Consider the following 17,109-nt stretch of genomic DNA (forward strand, 5'->3'; position numbering starts at 1 on the left):
TTTCTATGGACGGGGAAGCCTGCAAGCGACGCTTGCGAGCAATGCTTCTAGCCCGTATTGCGAAGGCCGGCTGCAATGCCGTTGATAGTGAGCAGCACCTCGCGAAGCAGCTCAGGATCATCCTGATCGTTTGCGCGCAGCTCACGCAGCTCGCTAAGCAGCTGAACCTGCATGTAGCTGAGCGGATCGACGTACGGGTTGCGGAGTCTGATGGACTCCTGGATGACCGGCACATTGTCGAGAATTTCGTCCTGGCCCGTAATGCTCAGGATGAGCTTCGACGCCAGCGCGTATTCTTGCTCGATCTGCGAGAAGATACGATCGCGAATGCCCTGATCCTTGATCATGTCCGCATATTCCTTCGCGATGACGAGATCCGCCTTGGCAAGCGCCATCTGCAGATTGTCGATCAGCGAGCGGAAGAACGGGAATTGCTCGTACATCGTCTTCAGCGTCTCCAGCTTGGCAGGATCGTCCTGCACATATTCCTGGAATGCCGTACCCGCAGCATACCATGCCGGAAGCAGGTAGCGGCTTTGCGTCCATGCGAATACCCATGGAATTGCGCGCAGGTCCTCGAAGCGGTCGCTGTTCTTCCGTTTGGAAGGACGGGAGCCGATATTCAGCTCGCCAACCTCAGGAAGCGGCGTGGATTCCTTGAAATAGGTCAAGAAGTCCGGATCGCGGAAGATCAGATCCTGATATTTCTTCAGCGCCGTCTCCGAGATGGAGCGCGCGATAGCATCCCATTCCGCTTCCGCCGCAGTCTCCTGCTGCGGATATTTGGCCAGGCGGGCGGCTGTAATGAGCGCCCAAGTGGCCTGCTCCAGGCTGCGGTAAGCAATGCCCTGCATGGAGTAACGCGAGGACAGCACCTCGCCCTGCTCCGTAATCTTGATGCCGCCGCCAATGGTATGTGGAGGCTGCGCCAGAATACTGCGGTTCAGAGGCATGCCGCCGCGTCCCAGCGCGCCGCCGCGTCCGTGGAAGAACTTCAGCTTGACGCCGTATTCCTTGCCGGCCGCTGTAATTTCCTTCAGCGCAACGCGAAGCTCCCAGTTCGCGGTAACAACGCCGCCGTCCTTGTTGCTGTCAGAGTAGCCCAGCATGATCTCATGCTGATTGCCGCGAGCCTCAACCGCCTTGCGGTAGATCGGCAGCTCGAACAGCTCCTTCATAATGCCAGGCGCCGCATGCAGGTCGTCGATCGTCTCGAACAGCGGCACAGACTGCAGCGTGCAGCGTACGGAGCCGTCTCCTTCGTGACGGAACAGACCGACCTCCTTCGCGAACACCATAACCTCCAGCATATCGCTGGCTGCCTGCGTCATGCTGATCAGGTAGCTGGTAATGCAGTTCTCTCCGAACTCCTGTTGAGCCCGGTAGATCGTATGATAGACATCCAGGCATTCGCGCGTCGATTCCGTGTAATCCAGATGGCTCGACGTCAGCGGACGCGGATCGTTCAAGAGCTTATGCAGAAGCTCGGTTTTCTCTGTCTCGGAGAGGGAAGCGTAGTCGCTCACGATATGCATCTTGGCCAGGATCTCAGCCATTGCGTTCTCGTGCTCCTTGCTATGCTGACGAACGTCCAGCGCCATCAGGTGGAAGCCGAACAGCTCCACTTGACGAACCAGCTTGGCCAGATCCGTGTCTGCCACGTAATCCGCGTAGTGATTGCGCAGGCTGCGGTCGATAACCAGCAGATCCTCGCGCAGCTCATTAGGATGATTGTACCGGCTAGGTTTGCCCTTGAGCGCTTCCTTGCGCGTGTTCGCCAGCTTCTCCAGCATGAAGCCCAGCTTGATGCGGTATGGCTCCTTGGCGTTGCGCCACAGCTCAATGTTCTTCAGCTCGACATGCTCGCGGTCCTTCTGAATGGAAGCCATCAGCTCATCGGATACCGTCACCAGATTCGTGCTGAAGCTGAGAATGCCCATAAGGCCGTTAAGCTTCTCTTCGTACTTCTGCAGCGCCAGCTGACGATGCAACTGCAGCGTCTCCCAAGTAACCTTGGCTGTTACGGACGGGTTGCCGTCGCGGTCGCCGCCAATCCAGGAGCCGAAACGCAGGTAATCCGGAACATGCCATTTCTCCTCCGGGTAATACTTGGCCAGGCAGCGCTCCAGCTCCTCATACACATTGGGCAGAACCTCGAAGAGCGTCTCGTCGAAATAGTACAGGCCGTTGCGCACCTCGTCGACTACTGTCGGCTTGCGGTCGCGAAGCTCGTCAGTCTGCCAGAGAACGAGCACCTCGTTCATCAGCTTCTCCTTCAGCTTCTCGCGCTCGCGGAACGTCAGCGTAGGGTTGTCCAGCTCCATGACGTCCTCCGCAATCCGCTTGTGAATGTCCAGCACCGCGCGGCGTGTCGCTTCCGTGGGGTGAGCCGTCATCACCAGCTCCAGCGAGATGTTGCTAATAATTTCCTTCACGCCTGCCACCGCGATGCCGCGTTCCTTCAGATCCTGAACGGCGCTCTCGATGGAGCCGCGCTGAACCGCCTCGCCAGCGGATACCTCATAATCCCGCTTGCGTCTGATCCGGTGGTTCTGCTCCGCAATATTAACCAATTGGAAGTAGATCGCAAACGCACGAATGACTTGATGGCGAATCTCCGGATCAAGCGACGAGATCGTCGACTTGAATTGATCGAACAGCTCCGGAATGAAGTCGGCGCGCAGCGCCTTGCTCTGCTCCCGAATCTGCTCGACGATATCGAGCAATTCCCTTCCGCCTTGGTGCACGAGCACTTCGCCAAGAATGTTGCCAAGGAAACGAACATCGCGTCTCAGCAAATTGTTCGCTTGTGTCCGACTAGCCGCTGTTGTTGTTACCGTTTGTTCCGACATATCGTTCCTCCTATAAATCTGTGCAGCAAACTCACTTTGAAAGCATCCGCTCTTATTATGCGCACATGCCCGTTTTCAACAATGTAAGGTTACTATCAGGTAATGGCCTAATCACTCCTAACATCATACTACAAAATGCTACTCCGTTGAAGCCCTAAAGCGCAATCTGTCGCCATGGGCATTCCTGCTCCCCGCTTGATAGGGCAAAGGCTGCCGCCCTATTGTGGCTCAGAGTATGCGTATTTCGAGGCCTATATCCCTTTTTGCAGGAGGCCTGCTGTCAGATATGCTGCAACACAACCCTCCACATGGTAAAAATACTAGTAATTTGTGTAAAAAACCAGCGATGAAAGCGCTTGCGGACTTGCGATACCATAATAGATGTCCCTGTATGGGGCCATTCCAATCGGTCAACAGAGGAGGATTTATGGATGAAAAAAGTCAAAGCTTTTAGTGCCCGACTACGCTTTGCGGTCATGATTGCCGCGCTCATAGCGGGGCTGCTGCCGGTTTCCGGCACACCGAGCTCGTATGCTGCGGCAACGGATATTTTTTTGGACGGTAATCAGATTCAATCAGGCAATATCAACGGTCTCACATTCAAAGGCTTCGGCGTGCTTAGCGGCAACAGCTCCAGCGCCTTGCTTATGGACTATAAGGCGGAGCAGCCCGAGAAATACGCGCAATTGCTGCAAATTCTGTTCGGCGGGGAGCGTCCCGTCATGACCCATGTAAAAATCGAGATGGGCAATGATCGCAACAACTCCACAGGTCCCGATCCTGCCACAATGCGCACCGCCACCGAGTCGGCCAATGTGAAGCGGCATCCCGGCTTCCAGCTGGCGGCAGACGCCAAGAAGGTCAATCCCAACTTAAAGGTAAGCATCCTGCGTTGGAACGCTCCGGGCTGGGCGAATACCAATGACCTTATCTATACCTGGTACAAAAATACGATTCTCACCGCATATCGGCAATATGGCTATATGGTGGATTACGTGAACCCGGGCGTGAATGAGCATTCTGCCGATCTGAATTGGACGAAGCAATATGCCAATCAGGTGAAAACCGACAGCGCCGGGTTCCAGAACAGCACAGAGAGGAGCCTGTACAACGCTATACAGGTCGTAATCTCCGACGAAGTGTCCATCGGCAGCTTCGGCAATGCGATGGTCAGCGACGTCACGTTAAGAGACGCCGTCGCGGTCGCGGCCTACCATTATAATACCGATGATGACAGCGCGGGCAATTACAAGAAGCTGGCGGAGCAATTCGACAAGCAGGTCTGGAATAGCGAAGCGCAGGCGACCTTCAGCAATACAGCCTTCCGTCCCAACAACAACGTCAAGGACCCTACGGTTGCGGGCACCGGCATAGGCGGCGTGGGGAGCTCGCTTGAGATGGGCAATACCATTATTAAGGGCTTCGTCAACTCAAGGCGCTCCCACTTCATCTACCAGCCAGCCATCGGCTCGTTCTATGAGGGGGGCCAATATTCCTTCAAGGAGCTGGTTAGCGCCAGAGACCCCTGGTCGGGCTGGATGCATTACGATGCCGGCATTCAGGTGCTGCGCCATTTCAGCTGGTTCGCTACAACGGGCTGGGAGAACGCGAGCAATACTGCGGGAATTTGGCGCGCTGTGCCTCAGGCCAGCTCCACCGGTGCAACGGGCACCAATCCCGTTAATGGACGGAACGGCACTCCGAGCTATATGACGCTTGCCGCTCCTGATAAGAGCCATTTTTCGACCATCCTCATTAATGACAGTGAATATTCGAGAGACTATACGCTTCATACAGCCAACATGAATATTTCCGGAAGCCCTAATCTAGAGGTATGGGAAACTCGCGCCGCCGCAGCCGGGCAGGCGTTCAACAGCCAATACATGAAATATCTTGGTGAAATTGCCGCAAGCAGCGGTATCTATTCCATTACGGTGAAGCCCTATTCCATCGTAACCGTCACGACGCTGGACAACAGCTCGAAGAGCGCGTATCAAACCCCGCTTCCCGTAGAGGGGGTGCGCACTGTGCTTGATACCGATGCGACCGGCTCTGTTCAGAACACCTCCGACTCCATCCTGTACGCGGACACCTTCGATTATACCGGCAAGACTGTGCCGATTATCGGGGCGGGAGGCGCCATCACGGGCACCCAAAGCTATATTGAAGCCCGAGGCGGAACCAAAAGCGTTATTCCACGGTACACCAGCGATCGCAACGGGGCATTCGAGGCTTATCTGCCGGATGGCTCCAGCAACTACGTTCTGAGGCAGCAGGTCGACAAAACGACTATGGGGCTTGGCGGTACGTGGAACAATGGAAATCCGATCACAGCTATCGGAGACAATCGCTGGATGAATTACAAGGCCAGCATTGATGTGTCCTTCGAGCACAACAGCACCGCAGGCGGCGACAATTATGCGGCAATCGGCGCCCGCCAGCAAGGCGGCAGCTCCTCCCACACCATGACGGGCACACCGTACTGGCTGAAATTTTGGTTCGACGGCGGATGGTCCATGCACGTGAACGGCAGCTCCGTCGCCAGCGGCAACGTCGTAACCGGCAGCGGTGGCGTCACCATCGCGGGGTTCAACACCGCCCATACCGCGTGGCATAATATCGCCATTCAGGTCGCGGACAATCAGGTAACCGCTTATCTGGATGGCGTAGCGTTATACACCTATACGGATGCGAATGCCAAGCTTGCAGGACGCGTCGATCTTGCCTCCGGCTATTATCATGTCCGGTTCGATAACCTGCTGGTGGAGACTATTCCAGGCTATGCCCCGTATTATACCGAGCTTCTGGACAATCTAGAGATGCACACCCTTGCTTCCACTCCGTCGCCCAAGCTAATCTACAGCGGCTCCTGGGCGCATGAGAACGGCAAGTCTATGTATACGTACCATCGCTCTCTCTCTACGAGCCAGGGCGCAGGCGCTGCAATGCAATACACCTTCACGGGCACCGGATTCGATATTCTCGGCGCCAACACCGGAACAGCTGTGCTGGAGGTTACGGTTGACGGACAGATCGTTCAATCAAGCGCTGCAACTAAAGCTTCTTCGGAAATGTATCAGACCTACACGCTTCGCGGACTTTCCAGCGGACAGCACACGGTGCAAGTGAAGGTGCTGAGCGGCACGCTGGCCGTAGACGCGGTTGCGATCATAGCCGCCCCCACCTCCTCAAGCAGCTCCTACGTGCTTATCTGCAATCGGGCAGCGGGGTTGTGCATGGACGGCATGGGCCGAACCGCCAACGGAGCCAACACCGGGCAATGGACCAATAATGCCGGGCATCATCAGCAATGGCTGATTGAAGCCGCAGGCAGCTACGTCCGCATCAAAAACCGGGCGACCGGACTGTACCTGGACGGCATGGGCCGGACAGCCAATGGCTCTATTGCGGGTCAGTGGAGCGACAGCAACAGCCATAATCAACAGTGGAGCATGGAGACCGCCGGCAATTACTACAAGTTCAAGAATCGGGCGACAGGCTTATACCTGGACGGGGCCGGCAAAACCGTTAACGGCGAGGATCTGAAGCAGTGGGGCAGCAGCAGCAGCTACAACCAGCAATGGTCCGTTGCTTCAACCCCTTAATCATTCATGCGCATAAGCAATACGCTCCCCCGCTGCAGCTGCAGGCGACCGCTTGAATCAAGCGCCGCTGCAGCTGCAGCTTTTTTTGTGGTTGAACGGAGCGAGGGCCCCTCCGTTGCTGCCATAACGACATGGTGTGTCGCTGTTGACCAAACATGGTGCTCTTGGCACGCTATAACGATCTCTCGTGTCGCTGTAGCGCGTCAAATCGCCTCCGTTGCTGCCATAACGACATGGCGTGTCGCTGTTGACCAAACATGGTGCTCCTGGCACGCTATAACGATCTCTCGTGTTGCTGTCGCGCGTCAAATCGCCTCCGTTGCTGTCATAACGACATGGCGTGTCGCTGTTGACAAAACATGGTGCTCCTGGCACGCTATAACGATCTCTCGTGTCGTTGTTGCGCTTCAAGTCGTCTCCGTTGCTGTCATAACGACACGGCGTGTCGCTGTTGACCAAACTAGCTGCTCCTGGCACGCTATAACGATCTCTCGTGTCGCTGTCGCGCGTCAAATCGCCTCCGTTGCTGCCATAACGACACGGCGTGTCGCTGCAAATTCCTCACATGACGCCACAAGCAGCTAATATGTATCATTTCAAGAACGCAAAAAAACCTCCTGCACCGCAGAAGGTTTCGAAGTTTAGATACTGGAGCGGGTGATGGGAATCGAACCCACGCTATTAGCTTGGAAGGCTAAAGTTCTACCATTGAACTACACCCGCATATAAGAATGAATGGTCGGGACGACACGATTTGAACATGCGACCCCCTGGTCCCAAACCAGGTGCTCTACCAAGCTGAGCTACGTCCCGATGTGATAATTCATTCCTGAAGTAAAAGATGGCGCGGCCTAAGAGATTCGAACTCCTGACCTTTTGATTCGTAGTCAAACGCTCTATCCAGCTGAGCTAAGGCCGCAAATATTATGGAGCGGAAGACGGGAATCGAACCCGCGACCCTCGCCTTGGCAAGGCGATGCTCTACCGCTGAGCCACTTCCGCACATTAGGTTTGTCGTCGTTTCATATCATCCATCATCGCGGCGACAAGTAATAATATATCATCTTGCGAAATGAATTGCAAGCGCAAAATCAAAAAATAAGTAAATTTCTTAAGCCGGCAACAGAACGACCGCTTTCCCGGAGGAAAACGGTCGATGTACATAAGTTATTTGTTGTTAAAAAGTACTCGCAAGTGGGACCCTCTTAAGCGCCCGCCGCAGTCAGCTGCTCACGTTCAACCTGATCATGACTGCCCATGACGCGGTCGGCAACCGATTGTCCAGCCAGGGCGAACGGCAAGCAAAGCGGCAAGCCCGTACGCGGATCAGGCACAATATCGGCTTCTATGTTGAATACTTCCCTCATAATGTCCGGTGTAATGACCTCCAGCGGCGAGCCTTCGCCCTTCACCACGCCGGATTTGATCGCAATCATATGATGCGCGTAACGTGCAGCATGATTAAGATCGTGTACGACCATGACGATAGTCCGGTTATTCCGCTCATTCAGCTTCTGAAGCAGATGGAGCACCTCAAGCTGGTGAGCCATATCCAGGAAAGTCGTCGGTTCGTCGAGGAACAGAATGTCAGTCTCCTGCGCAAGCGCCATTGCAATCCAGGCACGCTGGCGCTGCCCGCCGGAGAGCTGGTCGACAGGACGATCGGCAAATTCACCCATGCCAGTAGCTTCAATCGCCCAGTTCACAATATCACGGTCTTCCTTCTTCATCGAGCCGAAGCCCTTCTGATAGGGAAAGCGTCCATATGACACTAGCTCCGAAACGGTAAGGCCGTCTGGCGCCGTGGGATTCTGGGGCAGGATAGCCAGCTGCTTCGCCACTTCCTTGGTGGACTGCTTGTGGATGGACTTGCCGTCCAGCATAACATTGCCTTGCGCCGGATTCATAATCCGGGCCATCGTCTTCAGGATGGTCGACTTGCCGGATCCGTTCGCTCCCACCAGCGCCGTAATTTTACCTTGCGGGATTGCGATATTCAAATTCTGGACAATTAATCGATCATCATAAGCAATGTCGAGATTCGCAGTCGTTAATCGAATCATTGGACAAGCACGCTCCTTCCGCCAAGCTTTCGCAGGCTCTGTATCTCCATGTCATCTATATGGACAAAAAATGAAAATTATTATCAATAACACACAATAATGATAATGGTTCTCAGGTCTAATGTCAATGACAATCTTCACTTTATCAGCATATTAGTGCAGGGGCGGGCTGTGGGCGGAGTTGAACGATATTTCGTTCAAAAGCGATGTACGAGGTGCGTTACTTTGCAGTTTTGACGATATTTCGTTCAAATGCAACATTCGAGACGAGTAACTAAGCGAACTTGAACGATTTTTCATTCAAGTTGCTGCGCGCGCGGGGATGCTTGTTGTGATTTGTACGATATTTCGTTCAAAATCGATGTTAGAGGAGCGCTACTTTGCAGATTTGAACGATAATTCGTTCATATGCGGCACTGTCGAGAGCTGCTGAGCGAGGTTACCTACCACAGCGCGCGCGCAAAAAGCCGTTGCAGGGCTGACTGGCTGCCCGCAACGGCCTCATTGCTTCAATTACCACTTTAAGTTGTTGCCGAACACCAGCGCATTGCTAATGAGACGTCCCGGCGTGGTCACCAGCTTGCCCCCCATATATAAGCCGGAGGAGGCGCCGCCGTCCAGATTCATCGCGTGCTGGGCGCCCAGCTTGACCATGATCTCGCCCCACTGGTTGATCGTCGCTGCCGGTACGGTGGCGATGACGATGGTTCCGTCCTTTTTGACCAGGATACCGCTTCGAGCCGCCGCATTGGTCAAAATCTTGGCTTCCGTGAAGCCCTCCGCTTTGGCTTGGATGGCTACCTTGCCATCCTTCACCAATCTCGGCCCAGCTCCAACCGCAGTATGCACTCGTGACCAGTCGATGAGCTGACCGCTCAGATTTTTGGTCTCCAGCTTATAGTCAACCCTGTCACCGACTTTGAACCGATCCGCCAGCTTCTCCTCAACGCCCGTGAATACAAGCACATAGCCGTCACCTGGAATAGCGGCATTCTGATTTTTGCTCTTCAGCGTAACGACGCCGTTCCGCACCGTTACGGCTGTGCCGTAAGCGAACCCAAGCTTCGCTCCACGCTTCGGAGTGAACAAGACGGCCGAGGACGTTCCCTGCGCCGGCGTGCGATTCACGAAATAAGCGTACCAGTTGTTGGGATGGGAAAAAGACCCGTTGATGCCTCCTAAATATTTGGCGCGGAGGTTGTCCATTAACACTGTGCCATCCCAAGTAAAGCCGATGGTCGTACCCGTATTGCCGATAAAATCAACCTTGCCGTCGGACATCATCATCCCATACGGCTCAGGCAAACCCTCATACGCCGAAAAATAAGTTCCGTTAACGGCGGCTTCCGCGCCATACGTTTTGGCGATATCGGCGAGCGCCTGCGACGTGCCTACCGATCGTTTGGCAACGCCGAGCGTAACTGGCATTCCTCTCGGAATGGTCACCGTCTGCACCGTATACGTTGCTCCATTGGACAGCTTCACCTTCTGGGAGGCGTGCTTGGCCTTCAGCTGGGTGGAAGCGGCGCTCACTTCTACGGGCAGCTCCAGCGACCCCTTATAGCCCGGAGCAGTGACATCCATTATTAGCCTGGCTTTGCCGGCTGCAACCGGCGTCACGATGCCCTCCGGGCTTACGCGCACAACCTTCCCATCGGTTGTGCGGTAGCTGACCGCGACTGGAACGGACAGCTTCAGCTTGTCCGTGATCAGGAGCCGCGTCCCCAGCGGCAGCTTCAGCGCCGCTGCCGCATAAGTGACCGCGACGGGCCGATACGGCCCCGCCGCGACAAGCACGTCGGCGGACGCGTACGCGATCCGTCCGCCGCCAAGCGCCAACACGCCGCCCGCTGCGCTGACAGCGGCGTGCTTATAGCTGTACGCGATCCGCCCTGCGGGATCGATCGCGAACACCGCGCCGGAGCGCGCGGCGGCCAGCACATGGCCGCTGCCGCCCTCCGGCGCAAGCGCCGCGGGGCCGAAGCCTCCGGCCCCGCTGGCGCTGGCGCGCCACCGTTCCGCCCCGTCCCGGAGGCGGAACGACACAATGGCATTGCCGCCAAGCTCAGCGGCAATGAAAGAGCCGTCGTCCCCGGGCAGCGCCACCGGGGACGACCAGCCGCCGCCGGCGGGCGCGGCGGACAGCTCGCGCGTGAAGCGGACCGTGCCGTCCGCTTCATAGCCCGCAAGCGCCTTGCCCGCCGCCAGCACGAGGCCGCCCGTTCCGTCGGCGGCCAGCTTCGCCTGCCGAAGCGCCGACGGCAGCTCGGCCTGCCACAGCAGCTTGCTGCCATGCACGGCGTACAAGCTGCCGTTGCTCCCAAGCGCGTAGACGCCGCGTGCCGCAGGGGCCATGTCGGTGACCGTTGTTCCTGCGGGCAGCGTGAAGGCTTCCTTTTCCCCCTTCGCATTCAAGGAAAGAATCGCATGCTCATAAGAGAAGTAGGGGCGGCCTTCGCCATCCACAAGCGCGGCAGACGGCAGCAAGCGCTCCGTCTTCTTCTGAAAATAATAAATGCCCGCCATCTCGCCATTGCCCTTATTGTCATATCGGTACAGCCTGGCGCTCTCTCCCGTGATCCAGATCTCGCCTTTCTTGTTCGTAACGGGTGCAGTGAGGCGGGTATACTGATTTTTGGCAAATACCGCTTTGCCATTCCCGTCTACAATAACGATATGGCCGTTCTCCGTCGTCACGAGCATTCGGCCCTCTAGAAGCGTCAGCGGCTTATTCAGCTTACCCTCCGCCTGATAACGCCAATACTCTGTTTCTGTTTTGGCCTGCACACTGCTCTGCTTGCTCTCTGTCTCTAACGCGTGAAGCTGTGCCCCCGTCTTGGCAGCAAGGCTTGAAGCCGCATAGCTTGTTCTGTCCTCTGACTGGCCCGCAGGAGCCGTTAACACTAGCGCTGCCGCAAGCAGCACCGCTGCTGCGCGCCTTCCCCTTATTTGTTTTATTACCACCCTCGACGCCTCCGCTCTCTCTAGCAAACATGCACCTATTGGAATAGGACTGGAAATTATATCGGACATCCCTGCAAAAAAATGTAGATCTCCACAACATTTCGTTTGAATTGTCTGGTGTTCATTTAGTACACTGAGGTTCAAGGAGTGGATAATCCGTGATGAACAAAAGATATACGCTGGAGGAAGCAAACGCCCTGTTGCCGCAATTGAAGATAGAGCTTGGACGTCTGCAGGAAATGTCCGAGGAGCTGGAGGAGCAGTATATCGCTTATCGCAAGCTAAAGGCTGTCCACAAGACAAGCGAAGGCGATCCCTTATTCGAGCTTGAGAGCAGACTTGATTTCATGCAGGTGGAATTTAATTTGTATATGGACAACTTCTCTCGAAGAGGGGTGCTGGTCAAAATGGTATCGCCTGGCCTGCTTGATTTCCCCGCGATTATGGACGGCGAAGAGGTGCTGCTCTGCTGGAGGGAAGGTGAGAACCGTATTACTCACTATCATGGATGGAACGACGGCTACGCGGGCAGACGGCTCCACCCCGATGCCTAGCAAGGCTGTATGGGGCTAACGAAATTTATTAACGACTTCATAATCTTTCGAATCGTCCGCTTCACCTGTTAAGCAAGTAAAGCAAACGTTCCATCCTGCAATTGCTGTTCCAACCGCCCAGATTGGCTCTGCGCATTGGATGCAGCAGGTCCCTTCATGCTTCGCAGTAACCGCCAATCTTAGCTTTTTAAGCATATCTTGTCTGTTTTCGTTTGGATTGGATTGCAAATATAAAGTCACAAATTTCTCGATAGATATAGGCTTCAATGTGACATCTCCTTGTCAAAGGTCAAGAATGTTCGCTCTTTCGCTCCAAACAAAAAAACCGACGGGACCAGGTGGTCCAATCGGCGTTCTTATGTAAGTGGTGCGCGTAGAGGGACTTGAACCCCCACGGTCGCCCGCCAGATCCTAAGTCTGGTGCGTCTGCCAATTCCGCCATACGCGCATATTGAAGCTCAGAATTAGATCATACACGATTGCGTTACAAAATGCAACTACTTCAAGCTGCAGCAAGCCCGACCTCCTTAATGAGGCGGGCTTGCTGTGCTTGTAAGAGGCTTAGCGCTCTGTGTCTTCTGCTTCTTCTTGCCCTTGTTGATTCACATTCAGCTTGAGGGATGCCTTCAGGATTTGATGGTTGTCCATCTCCACTATCGTCCATCGGTGATCCCCATGGTCGATTGGCTCGGGATCCTCCTCCAGCGAAATAAATTGCACCTGCAGCCAGCCGCCAATCGTGTCCACATTGTAATCGTTCTGGAACACGATGCCGAATTGCTCTTCAATGTCGCTGAGAAGGACACGTCCACTCAAAATATATTCATCCTCGGACACCTTCATCACATCTGGCTGCTCGTCCAGGTCGAACTCGTCACGAATCTCGCCGACGATCTCCTCCAGAATATCCTCCATGGTGATGATACCAGCTGTGCCGCCATACTCATCCACCACAAGCGAGATATGCATGCTCTTCCTCTGCATCTTCAACAGCACCTGCTGCAAAGGCGCAGTTTCATGAATGGCCTCAATCTCATGCATCAGCTCTCGTAATGGCGTGGAGCGACCAAGCGCCACATCCGTAACAAATTCCTTTGCGTTCAGGAATCCGATAATTTTATCTTTATCTCCATCCTGCGTCACAGGATAACGGGTATAACGATTTTCGTCAATAACAGCCAAAATATGCTCGTTCGACATCCGTTCATCGATGGTAATCACCTGCATACGCGGAACCATAACGTCCTTCGCTACACGCTCGTCGAATTCAAAAATATTTTGCATATAGGCGAGCTCAGTCTGATTGATCTCTCCGCTATTGAAGCTTTGAGTCATAATGATCTTCAGCTCTTCCTCGGAGTGGGCTTGCTCATGGCCTGCAGGCTGCACGCCAAATAGTCGCAAAAAGATTCGCGCCGATCCGTTCAACAGCCAGATGAGCGGGAATAGCAGCTTGCCGAACAGCACAAGCGGACCCGACAGCAACAAGGTCATGCGTTCAGCGAATTGAATCGCCAGCGTCTTCGGTGCCAGCTCTCCGAATACAACGTGGAGGAACGTCATCAGGGATAGCGCCAGCGTATAGGAGATTGGCGTTGCCCAAGCGTCAGATATTCCCCAGTCATGGAAAATGGGATGCAATATTTTCTCAATTGTCGGTTCGCCAAGCGCACCAAGACCTAGAGCTGTAACCGTAATACCAAGCTGACACGCCGACAAATAATAATCAAGCTCCATCACCAATTTTTTGGCCGCGACAGCTTTCTTGTTACCCTCCGCAATCAATTGATCAATCCTCGACATCCGGACCTTAACAACCGCAAACTCGGCACCGACAAAAAATGCAGTTAATCCAACAAGCAGCACAACCAAAAGCAAGTTAATAACAATAGTTAATTCCAATCCGTTCCCTCTAAGATTGAGGGATTCACCTCCATGCGTCATAAGCAGAATAGTCACCTATACGTTGGTTAGTCCTCTCTCGTTTCAAGATTTGTACATTAATTTGCTTATTATGTCGAAAACGGCGAGGACTATTCAATATTTGGACAAATTTCAGCGGATTCAAACCCTAGCGCTGCAGAAAAAGCAAAAACCACCAAGAGCAAGCTCCTGATGGTTGAGTCATTGATAAATGGTGCGCGTAGAGGGACTTGAACCCCCACGGTCGCCCGCCAGATCCTAAGTCTGGTGCGTCTGCCAATTCCGCCATACGCGCATGGATCAATATAAAACTGGTGAGCCATGTAGGACTCGAACCTACGACACCCTGATTAAAAGTCAGGTGCTCTACCAACTGAGCTAATGGCTCTTAATAAAATGGCTGGGGATCTAGGATTCGAACCTAGGCGTGACGGAGTCAAAGTCCGTTGCCTTACCGCTTGGCTAATCCCCAGCGAACGGTAATGGTGGAGGATGACGGGATCGAACCGCCGACCCTCTGCTTGTAAGGCAGATGCTCTCCCAGCTGAGCTAATCCTCCAGGATGGTGACCCGTAGGGGATTCGAACCCCTGTTACCTCCGTGAAAGGGAGGTGTCTTAACCCCTTGACCAACGGGCCTTAAAGTATTGCGATACAAAAAGTAATGCTTGTCTTTCACATGATACCGTCAGTGCTTCGAAGAAGAACTGGAGCTCTCAACCGGGATCGAACCGGTGACCTCATCCTTACCATGGATGCACTCTACCTACTGAGCTATGAGAGCGTGAATGGCTCCCCGAACAGGACTCGAACCTGTGACAACTCGATTAACAGTCGAGTGCTCTACCAACTGAGCTATCAGGGAACATTGACATTATGTCCTTGAGCATAAGCGGCTAAGAGACAATCATTTCAAGGCTTGCGCCCTGAAAACTGGATACGAAAGATTGCTGAACTTTAGCTGTCATAAGCATATGCTTACGATGTGTTTAGGATAAGCCCTCGACCGATTAGTATTCGTCAGCTGCACACGTTGCCGTGCTTCCACCCCGAACCTATCAACCTCGTCGTCTTCAAGGGGTCTTACTAATTGGGAAATCTCATCTTGAGGGGGGCTTCACGCTTAGATGCTTTCAGCGCTTATCCCGTCCGTACTTGGCTACCCAGCGGTGCTCCTGGCGGAACAACTGGTACACCAGCGGTACGTCCATCCCGGTCCTCTCGTACTAAGGACAGCTCCTCTCAAATTTCCTGCGCCCGCGACAGATAGGGACCGAACTGTCTCACGACGTTCTGAACCCAGCTCGCGTACCGCTTTAATGGGCGAACAGCCCAACCCTTGGGACCTACTTCAGCCCCAGGATGCGATGAGCCGACATCGAGGTGCCAAACCTCCCCGTCGATGTGGACTCTTGGGGGAGATAAGCCTGTTATCCCCAGGGTAGCTTTTATCCGTTGAGCGATGGCCCTTCCATGCGGTACCACCGGATCACTAAGCCCGACTTTCGTCCCTGCTCGACTTGTAGGTCTCGCAGTCAAGCTCCCTTATGCCTTTGCACTCTTCGAATGATTTCCAACCATTCTGAGGGAACCTTTGGGCGCCTCCGTTACATTTTAGGAGGCGACCGCCCCAGTCAAACTGCCCGCCTGACACGGTCCCTGTACCGGATTCACGGTACCAGGTTAGAACTCCGATACGATCAGGGTGGTATCCCAAGGACGCCTCCACCGAAGCTGGCGCTCCGGCTTCATAGGCTCCCACCTATCCTGTACAGATCGTACCAAAGTCCAATATCAAGCTGCAGTAAAGCTCCATGGGGTCTTTCCGTCTTGTCGCGGGTAACCTGCATCTTCACAGGTATTAAAATTTCACCGGATCTCTCGTTGAGACAGCGCCCAAGTCGTTACGCCATTCGTGCGGGTCAGAATTTACCTGACAAGGAATTTCGCTACCTTAGGACCGTTATAGTTACGGCCGCCGTTTACTGGGGCTTCGGTTCACAGCTTCGGGTTGCCCCTAACCGCTCCCCTTAACCTTCCAGCACCGGGCAGGCGTCAGCCCGTATACTTCGCCTTACGGCTTCGCACAGACCTGTGTTTTTGCTAAACAGTCGCTTGGGCCTTTTCACTGCGGCCCCCTCGGGCTATTCACCCTACCGAGGCACCCCTTCTCCCGAAGTTACGGGGTCATTTTGCCGAGTTCCTTAACGAGAGTTCTTCCGCGCGCCTTAGCATGCTCTGCTCGCCTACCTGTGTCGGTTTGCGGTACGGGCACCTTGATCTCACTAGAGGCTTTTCTTGACAGCCGGAGTACATGACCTTCGCTACTGCAATTTTCGCTCCCCATCACAGCCCAGCCTTACAGTTGGCGGATTTGCCTACCAACTAGCCTCACTGCTTGGACGGACTATTCCATCAGTCCGCGTCACTGCCCTTCTGTGTCACCCCATCGCTCAAACGATTTTCGGTGGTACAGGAATATCAACCTGTTGTCCTTCCACTACGCCTTTCGGCCTCGCGTTAGGTCCCGACTTACCCTGAGTGGACGAGCCTTCCTCAGGAACCCTTAGGCTTTCGGCGGACAAGATTCTCACTTGTCTTTTCGTTACTCATACCGGCATTCTCACTTGAATGCTGTCCACCAGTCCTTACGGTCTGACTTCAACCTACATTCAACGCTCCCCTACCCAAGTACCCTAAGGTACATGCCATAGCTTCGGTGGTGTGTTTAGCCCCGTTACATTTTCGGCGCAGAGTCACTCGACCAGTGAGCTATTACGCACTCTTTAAATGGTGGCTGCTTCTAAGCCAACATCCTGGTTGTCTGTGCAACTCCACATCCTTTCCCACTTAACACACACTTGGGGACCTTAGCTGATGATCTGGGCTGTTTCCCTCTTGACAATGGATCTTAGCACTCACTGTCTGACTCCCGGTAAGCATGTCTATGGCATTCGGAGTTTGACTAGACTTGGTAACCCTTGGCGGGCCCCGCACCCAATCAGTGCTCTACCTCCACGACACTCATCACCGAGGCTAGCCCTAAAGCTATTTCGGGGAGAACCAGCTATCTCCGAGTTCGATTGGAATTTCTCCGCTACCCCCACCTCATCCCCGAATTTTTCAACATTCGTGGGTTCGGGCCTCCA

At 54.2% G+C, this 17,109-nt stretch carries 7 protein-coding genes, 12 tRNA genes and 1 rRNA gene (1 of these 20 running past the window's edge); 2 read left to right on the top strand and 18 right to left on the bottom strand.

The features are described from left to right. Positions 1 to 47: 47 nt before the first annotated feature. On the bottom strand, positions 48 to 2,852 hold the full coding sequence (gene ppc, locus AB1S56_RS22220) for a phosphoenolpyruvate carboxylase (protein ID WP_340873042.1): 2,805 nt from the start codon (positions 2,850 to 2,852) through the stop codon (positions 48 to 50). 431 nt (positions 2,853 to 3,283) lie between these two features. Between ppc and AB1S56_RS22225 the strand changes: the two genes are divergently transcribed. After that, positions 3,284 to 6,457: an RICIN domain-containing protein gene (locus AB1S56_RS22225; protein WP_340873043.1), complete on the top strand. Its 3,174-nt coding sequence runs from the start codon at positions 3,284 to 3,286 to the stop codon at positions 6,455 to 6,457. A 649-nt stretch (positions 6,458 to 7,106) separates the two neighbouring features. Here AB1S56_RS22225 and AB1S56_RS22230 read toward each other — a convergent pair. From AB1S56_RS22230 to AB1S56_RS22255, 6 genes are all read right to left on the bottom strand, one after another. Then, positions 7,107 to 7,180 (bottom strand) — tRNA-Gly (locus tag AB1S56_RS22230). Between the two features lie 13 nt (positions 7,181 to 7,193). Next, positions 7,194 to 7,270, bottom strand: a tRNA-Pro gene (locus tag AB1S56_RS22235). 29 nt (positions 7,271 to 7,299) lie between these two features. Further along, positions 7,300 to 7,376: transfer RNA gene (locus AB1S56_RS22240), tRNA-Arg, on the bottom strand. A gap of 8 nt (positions 7,377 to 7,384) precedes the next feature. Further along, positions 7,385 to 7,459, bottom strand: a tRNA-Gly gene (locus tag AB1S56_RS22245). Positions 7,460 to 7,662: 203 nt separating this feature from the next. Beyond that, positions 7,663 to 8,520 carry an ABC transporter ATP-binding protein gene (locus tag AB1S56_RS22250; protein ID WP_340873044.1) on the bottom strand — a complete coding sequence of 286 codons (858 nt, stop codon included), beginning with the start codon at positions 8,518 to 8,520 and terminating at the stop codon, positions 7,663 to 7,665. A 513-nt stretch (positions 8,521 to 9,033) separates the two neighbouring features. Next, positions 9,034 to 11,484 carry a phosphodiester glycosidase family protein gene (locus AB1S56_RS22255; protein WP_340873045.1) on the bottom strand — a complete coding sequence of 817 codons (2,451 nt, stop codon included), beginning with the start codon at positions 11,482 to 11,484 and terminating at the stop codon, positions 9,034 to 9,036. A 161-nt stretch (positions 11,485 to 11,645) separates the two neighbouring features. On the opposite strand from AB1S56_RS22255, the gene AB1S56_RS22260 reads away from it, so the two are divergent. Next, entirely contained in the window at positions 11,646 to 12,038 is a 393-nt protein-coding gene (locus AB1S56_RS22260) for a DUF2203 domain-containing protein (protein WP_340873050.1), read from the top strand. Positions 12,039 to 12,053: 15 nt separating this feature from the next. Here AB1S56_RS22260 and AB1S56_RS22265 read toward each other — a convergent pair whose 3' ends face one another. The 11 genes from AB1S56_RS22265 to AB1S56_RS22315 form a co-directional block, all read right to left on the bottom strand. After that, positions 12,054 to 12,305, bottom strand: coding sequence for a hypothetical protein (locus AB1S56_RS22265; protein ID WP_340873047.1), 252 nt, complete (start codon positions 12,303 to 12,305; stop codon positions 12,054 to 12,056). Between the two features lie 98 nt (positions 12,306 to 12,403). Beyond that, positions 12,404 to 12,486 (bottom strand) — tRNA-Leu (locus AB1S56_RS22270). 113 nt (positions 12,487 to 12,599) lie between these two features. Further along, positions 12,600 to 13,940 (bottom strand): hemolysin family protein, encoded by a 1,341-nt coding sequence (locus AB1S56_RS22275; protein WP_340873048.1) that lies wholly within the window; start codon positions 13,938 to 13,940, stop codon positions 12,600 to 12,602. 233 nt (positions 13,941 to 14,173) lie between these two features. After that, positions 14,174 to 14,256, bottom strand: a tRNA-Leu gene (locus AB1S56_RS22280). A gap of 17 nt (positions 14,257 to 14,273) precedes the next feature. Next, positions 14,274 to 14,349: transfer RNA gene (locus AB1S56_RS22285), tRNA-Lys, on the bottom strand. 9 nt (positions 14,350 to 14,358) lie between these two features. Further along, a tRNA-Gln gene (locus AB1S56_RS22290) sits at positions 14,359 to 14,433 on the bottom strand. 11 nt (positions 14,434 to 14,444) lie between these two features. Then, positions 14,445 to 14,520, bottom strand: a tRNA-Val gene (locus tag AB1S56_RS22295). 4 nt (positions 14,521 to 14,524) lie between these two features. Next, a tRNA-Glu gene (locus AB1S56_RS22300) sits at positions 14,525 to 14,599 on the bottom strand. Positions 14,600 to 14,668: 69 nt separating this feature from the next. Beyond that, positions 14,669 to 14,744 (bottom strand) — tRNA-Thr (locus AB1S56_RS22305). 5 nt (positions 14,745 to 14,749) lie between these two features. Continuing rightward, positions 14,750 to 14,825, bottom strand: a tRNA-Asn gene (locus tag AB1S56_RS22310). Between the two features lie 125 nt (positions 14,826 to 14,950). Further along, positions 14,951 to 17,109: ribosomal RNA gene (locus AB1S56_RS22315) — 23S ribosomal RNA — on the bottom strand; it runs 772 nt beyond the window's last position.

Origin of the sequence: Paenibacillus sp. PL2-23, from assembly GCF_040834005.1 — a bacterium.
Taxonomy (GTDB): domain Bacteria; phylum Bacillota; class Bacilli; order Paenibacillales; family Paenibacillaceae; genus Pristimantibacillus.